This window comes from Sinosporangium album (assembly GCF_900100605.1).
GTDB classification, from domain to species: domain Bacteria; phylum Actinomycetota; class Actinomycetes; order Streptosporangiales; family Streptosporangiaceae; genus Sinosporangium; species Sinosporangium album.
Map to the genome: position 1 here is coordinate 1 of NZ_FNCN01000076.1, position 5,595 is coordinate 5,595.

At 66.0% G+C, this 5,595-nt stretch carries 7 protein-coding genes and 1 pseudogene; 5 read left to right on the forward strand and 3 right to left on the reverse strand.

Features of this window, described 5'->3' with window-relative positions; genetic code table 11:
- Positions 1-1,074, reverse strand: a 1,074-nt coding sequence (locus BLQ73_RS30590; protein WP_143020553.1) for an RNA-guided endonuclease TnpB family protein, incomplete at its 3' end; no start/stop codon positions are given.
- Here BLQ73_RS30590 and BLQ73_RS30595 point away from each other — a divergent pair.
- The 3 genes and pseudogenes from BLQ73_RS30595 to BLQ73_RS35230 all read left to right on the forward strand — a co-directional run.
- Complete coding sequence (locus BLQ73_RS30595; RefSeq protein ID WP_093176393.1) at positions 1,051-1,953, forward strand: helix-turn-helix domain-containing protein; 903 nt, start codon at positions 1,051-1,053, stop codon at positions 1,951-1,953. The two genes, BLQ73_RS30590 and BLQ73_RS30595, sit on opposite strands and share 24 nt — an antisense overlap.
- Positions 1,941-2,156 (forward strand): DUF397 domain-containing protein, encoded by a 216-nt coding sequence (locus BLQ73_RS30600; protein WP_093176395.1) that lies wholly within the window; start codon positions 1,941-1,943, stop codon positions 2,154-2,156. The genes BLQ73_RS30595 and BLQ73_RS30600 overlap by 13 nt, the downstream gene beginning before the upstream one ends.
- A 477-nt stretch (positions 2,157-2,633) precedes the next feature.
- Positions 2,634-2,804 (forward strand): annotated as a pseudogene (locus BLQ73_RS35230) (IS701 family transposase); the annotation flags it as partial.
- Positions 2,805-2,832: 28 nt separating this feature from the next.
- On the opposite strand, the gene BLQ73_RS30605 reads toward BLQ73_RS35230, so the two are convergent.
- Positions 2,833-3,027, reverse strand: coding sequence for a DUF397 domain-containing protein (locus BLQ73_RS30605; RefSeq protein ID WP_218126103.1), 195 nt, complete (start codon positions 3,025-3,027; stop codon positions 2,833-2,835).
- A 265-nt stretch (positions 3,028-3,292) separates the two neighbouring features.
- Between BLQ73_RS30605 and BLQ73_RS30610 the strand changes: the two genes are divergently transcribed.
- Positions 3,293-3,829, forward strand: a complete 537-nt coding sequence (locus tag BLQ73_RS30610; protein WP_176955796.1) for an RNA polymerase sigma factor — start codon at positions 3,293-3,295, stop codon at positions 3,827-3,829.
- An 8-nt stretch (positions 3,830-3,837) separates the two neighbouring features.
- Positions 3,838-4,941, forward strand: coding sequence for a hypothetical protein (locus BLQ73_RS30615; protein WP_093176399.1), 1,104 nt, complete (start codon positions 3,838-3,840; stop codon positions 4,939-4,941).
- A 180-nt stretch (positions 4,942-5,121) separates the two neighbouring features.
- Here BLQ73_RS30615 and BLQ73_RS30620 read toward each other — a convergent pair.
- On the reverse strand, positions 5,122-5,595 hold a 474-nt coding region (locus tag BLQ73_RS30620), incomplete at its 5' end, for a LuxR C-terminal-related transcriptional regulator (protein WP_143020554.1).

Consider the following 5,595-nt stretch of genomic DNA (forward strand, 5'->3'; position numbering starts at 1 on the left):
CCGGCGCGTATCGGCCACCTTGGCGTACGCCTTCGCGACCTTCGCCTTGGCCTTCGCCCGGTTCGCGGAGCCCTTCTCCTTGCGGCTCAGCGCTTTCTGCGCCTTGCGGAGCTTCTTCGCCGCACGCCGAAGGAGGCGCGGATTCGCCGCCTTCCGGCCGTCCGAGGTGATCGCGAAATGAGTGAGACCCAGGTCGATACCGATCTCGGAGCCTGCCTCGGGCAGCGGCTGGTGCGAGGTCCCGACGACGAACGATGCGAAGTACCGGCCCGCCGAGTCCTTGACCACCGTCACTGACGATGAACCGGACGGCAGCGATCGGGACCAGCGAACCGGAACGTCCCCGATCTTCGGCAGGCGCAGCTTCCCGCCCGGCGTGACCGCGAACCGGGCGTTCTTGGTGAACCGGATTGCTTGCCGGGAATCCTTCCGCCGTGCATCGACGACTTCACGCGCCGGAGACGCCTGGCCAGTAAGCGGCAGGGCCGCCCACACGAGGCGCTCCGTGCCAGCGCCTAGCGATCTGGTCGACCACCTGCCGCCACATAGCAGCGACACGAGGTAGAGGCCCCGCCCGCCTTCGCCGAATGTGTCCTGGCGCTCGTCGAGGCGCGGCGCGTCCGAGAACGAGCCGGGGTCGTAGACCTCCACGATGAGCAGATCATCCGAGGCAAGGAGTCGCAGCCTCACAGAGGCACACGATGTGCCTCTGTCGGCGTGGACCACGGAGTTCGTCACCAGCTCCGAGACGACCAGCAGAATGTCGTCCTTGCGGACGTGGTCACGGCCGACGATGTCCAGCACGGCCTCTCGTGCCGCTCCTACCGATGCCGGCATCTTCGCCAAGACGACTTCTCCAAGAAGCTTCTCGCTCCAGCAGATCTGCCCGCTTTCGATGCCTCTCACCTCGCTCATCCAGCTTGTCCGGCAATGACACCGAACTTGCATCCAGCGGTACGACCGGTACTTGCCTGCGCCGGTGCGCCCAATAGGTGGGTTCTCAGAGTGCCTTCTGCGGGCTATCTTTTCGACGAGGACCGATAGCACGCTGTGGAACAGATCGACACCAGCCAAGGTTCCATCGGTGCTACTACCGGTGTGATCGAGTGGGATGGAGTCGACGTGCCTGCCCCCAAGGAGTTGAACCCCGATGACAGTCCACAGGCATTGTTCGGCTTCGAGCTGCGAAGACGCCGTGAAGCGCTCGGCTTATCCCAGGTGCAGCTAGGCGCGAGAATCCGCTTCAGCAGCAGTTTGATAGGGCAGGTCGAGCGGGCGGCTAAGCGACCGACCCGCGCCTTCGTCGAACGGTGCGAAGAGGCTCTCGGCCTTCAGGGCGAACTGCTCCAGCTTTGGCCGAACCTGGCTCAGGAGGCTAGCCCGCGCTGGTTCCGCAACTGGCTGGACGTCGAGGCGGCAGCGGATGCCATCCGGTCCTGGGAGCCGTTGCTGCTGCCGGGCCTGCTCCAGACCGAGGACTACGCTCGGGCGGTCATCAGCGGCAAACCCGGAGCAACGTCTGAGCAGGTGGAGGAAGTCCTGGCTGTGCGGATGGCACGGCAGAAGGTGGTGTTCGGCCGTTCAGACCCGCCGTTGTTCTGGGCGGTGATCGACGAGAGTGTGCTCAGGCGACCGATCGGCGGGCGTGAGGTCATGCGCGACCAGCTCGAACACCTGCTGGAGGTCGTGCGCTCTCCGAGGGTCAGCATCCAGGTGGTCCCGTTCGAGCTTGGCTCCACCACCGGCTTGTCGGGCGCCTTCGCCATAGCCCAGGCCCAAGGCACCCCCGACACGGTCTATCTGGAGTCGGCGGGTGCCGGCCATGTATCCGATCGCTCGGAGGATGTGCATGCCATTAATCTCAGGTACGAGGCGATCCGAGGTGACGCACATTCCCAGCGTGCCTCCACCGAGATGATCAGAGAGACGATGGTGACGGTATGGACGAGCTGAACGATGAGCTGGCCACCGCGGCTTGGCGTAAGGCCACCAAGTCCGCCTCGAACGACGGTAACTGCATCGAGGTCGCCCCTCTCAGCGGAGGGCGAGTGGGGATTCGGGACACCGAGGCCCCGGAGAAGGCGCCCTTCGTGGTCAGCACCGGCGTCTGGGACGCCTTCATCGACGGGGCGAAGAAGGGCGAGTTCGACTTCTAGCGCCCTCTGGATCTTGAGTGAAGGCCCTGTACCGCCATCGGTATGGGGCCTTCGTGTCAATCAGCCCCTTGCCGATCGCGGAATATGTCCGGAATGACCACGGCAAGCCGCTCGCGTGGACAGGGCATTTCCCCAGGTCAACCAGCGAATACCGCCCCAGAGGGCACCGCTCTCCTAAAGCGGGTGTCGCATGTTCGAATCACGCCGGGGGCACCACTGGTTGACCTGCGGAAATGCATTTCAGCGGTCAAGGTGATCTGCCTCATGACAGCCCACTTTGACAGCCCAGGGCTGAAGAAAAGAGAAGGGGCTGGACGCGCATTCCGCGTCCAACCCCTGCTTTGATCTCGAACTAGTAGGGCAGCCGCACCTCGTGAGGTAGGCAGGTTGTCTGCCTGTACGTTTAGGCAGACAAGAGCATAGAAAACGGCCACCGCTGCGATCATCGAGAGAGGGGGACCGCCGACCGTAACACACAGTGATCAACTCATCCCGATCTCGGCAAACGAGATCCGCCGTCTGTTCGCCCTGCTCACCCACCCGCCGCTGGATGCAGCTCACATCCAGCACTGGTCACGATGGCGACGACGACATCAAGCCAGAGCTCGACGATCCCACTACCAGCGACGACGCATCAGAGATCACTAAATTCGGCTGCCCTACTAGCTACGTTGCGTCATCCCCGGAAGGTCGAACTCCCCCCCCCCCCCCCGGCGACGCCGCCGAGAAACGCCTCCCACTCGCCACGCGTGAACACCAGCATCGGCCCCTGGCCGTACTGCTTGGTCTCATGCATATGAACGACCGTCCCGTCCCAGCACGCCTCCACGCACCTGCCGCCGGTCTTGCGGTCGCCGCGGTTTGTCGACAAGGCGCCGGCGCAGGTAGGTGTGGGCCGTGCTGCGCTTCTGGCCGATCTGAACATCGCCCGAAGCCACAGCCGGCCCCGGGTGTCCGACATCGCTCATTCGATGGACTCTGCGTCTTTGCTCAGGACACCCGTTGGTTGCCAAACCGGTCATGCGGATGTTCCCTGTCGGGAAGAAAAATGTTCCCGCCCTGTAATCGGAGCCCCTCCACGAGGACTACTAGCTGAATCGCGGTTGAGCACCGCGCCTTCGACCGACAGGACAACGATGGACGATGACCCCACCAATCAGTTCACCGCACTCTACGACCGGCATTACCGCAGCGTGCTGGGCTATGTCCTGCTGCGGGCCGAACAGGCCGCAGCGGAAGACGTGGTGAGCGAAACCTTCCTGATCGCTTGGCGGCGGTTCCACGACCTGCCCGATCGGCCCTTGCCGTGGCTGCTGGGTACGGCACGCAATCTTCTTCGCAAACACCACCATTCGCGTGCGCACGATGTGGTGCTTATGGATCGCATCGCGACTCTCAGCGTGGTCGGCCCGCCGGTAGACAGCGTGGCCGAGGCGGTTCAGGCGCGCGAGACGGCGCTGTCCGCACTGGCACAAATGTCGGAGCGCGATATCGAGGCACTGGTGCTGACTGTATGGCACGGCCTCAGCCCGGCCGAGGCGGCCAAGGTGACGGGCGGCTCGCGGGCGGCGTTCGCCGTACGGCTGCACCGGGCGCGTAAGCGACTGGCCACGTCATTACAGGAGACCTCAACCAAGCCTGCTAGCTCCCGCTACGCCCCGCTTACACCTTAGGAGAACCGGTGAAGACGACCGACGAGATCGATGAGCAGTTTGCGGCGATGAGGCCTGCAGGGCTCGACAAGGTCACTGCTGAATCCCACCACCGGCGGCGGAACGCCGACATCACACGCGCGTTCAGGGAGCCGCAAACCGCGGTGCGCCGCCGAACCGCGGCGCGGCCCCGGCTGGTGGTCGCCGGCCTGGCGGTCGCCGCCCTGGCCGTCGGCGCGGTGGTGTTGCCCGACGCTATCGGCGGGAGTGGGGCGGAGACTCCTCACTCCACCGTGGCGGCTCCGCCAGCCGCGCACTTGGACGCCCGATCCTTCCTCCTGGCCAGTGCGGCGACGGCGGAACGGGCCACCGAGACCGAGGGGGCGTATTGGTATACGAGCGTTCGCACGTTCGAGCCCATTCGGCATGCCTGGCCAGACAGCGAGGCCGGGCAGGAACAGAAGGGGAAGCGGGAGAAGCTTCCCTATCGCGCCTCGGTCGCGCATACGCAGGAGTCTTGGACTGCGCGGAGCGGGGGCGCACGCAGTCGGACCATCACGGGGCAGGACGTCAAGGTCACCTTCGGCACTCCTGCGGATGAGACCGCCTGGAAAAAGGCGGGAGAGCCCAAACTGTGGCCCTTCACACGTGCGGTGAACGACAACGACATGCCCATCAAGTGGACCGTCGGCGCTCACGGGATGAGTACGGATGAACTGCGCAAACTCCCGCAGGAGGAGGCAGAACTCCTGGCCGAACTGCAGCGCCTGCACAAGACCGAACGCCCGGAGGACTGGGCCACACCCCCGAGCTTCAACGACTACGTCTGGTGGACCGCGGCGGACCTGCTGGCCGGGCCGCTCACCCCTGAGACCAGGGGAGCTCTCTACCGTGTTCTCGCCCAGCAGGACGGCATGCAGGTGGAACGAGTGAAGGACCCCCTCGGCCGTGCCGGCGTGGCGATCAGCCACACCACCGACGAGGGTAACCTCACGGCCCGGTTGACGGTGAACGAGAGCTCCAGCGAGCTTCTCGCCTACGAATCACAGGCGGACGGCGCGGCCGAGCCGTTGGTGATGGCGTACCAGGCCATGGGCTGGGCGGACAGCATCGACACCCGCCCGGGGGGCTGACCTCCTGTTCCGGCGAGGACCGCCGCCGTGGCTCTGGCGTCAAGTCGAGGCAGGTGATGTCGCCGGACGTGGGCGGGGTCGCGGATCGCGGCCCCGCCCTTTGTCGCCCGCCCGGTGGGTGGGGGGGGGAGCCGCATCGGCTAGCCGCGCCCGGCCGACTTCGACCTGGTCGCCGCGCGCTCAATCCTGGCCGCGCCCCGGCACGACCAGGCGGCCCTCGTAGGCTGCGATCACGGCCTGCACCCGATCCCGCACGCCGAGCTTGGTGAGGATGTTGCTGACGTGGCTCTTCACGGTGTGCTCACTGAGGACCATCGTGGCGGCGATCTCGGCGTTGGACTGCCCCAGGGCGATCATCCGCAGGGTCTCTCGCTCCCGGGCGGTCAGCACTCCGAGCTCTGCGGCCAGCGGCTTGGCGGCCGGAGACCGGGAGGTGAACTCGGCGATCAGCTTGCGGGTGACAGAGGGGGCCAGCAGCGACTCGCCGGCCGCCACCACGCGTACGGCGTGCACGAGGTCGCCCCGCCGTACATCCTTGAGCAGGAACCCGCTCGCGCCCGCCCGCAGCGCCTCGAACACGTAGTCGTCGAGGTCGAACGTGGTCAGCATGAGCACCCGGCACGCCGTCTCGGCCGCGACGATCCCGGCCGCCTC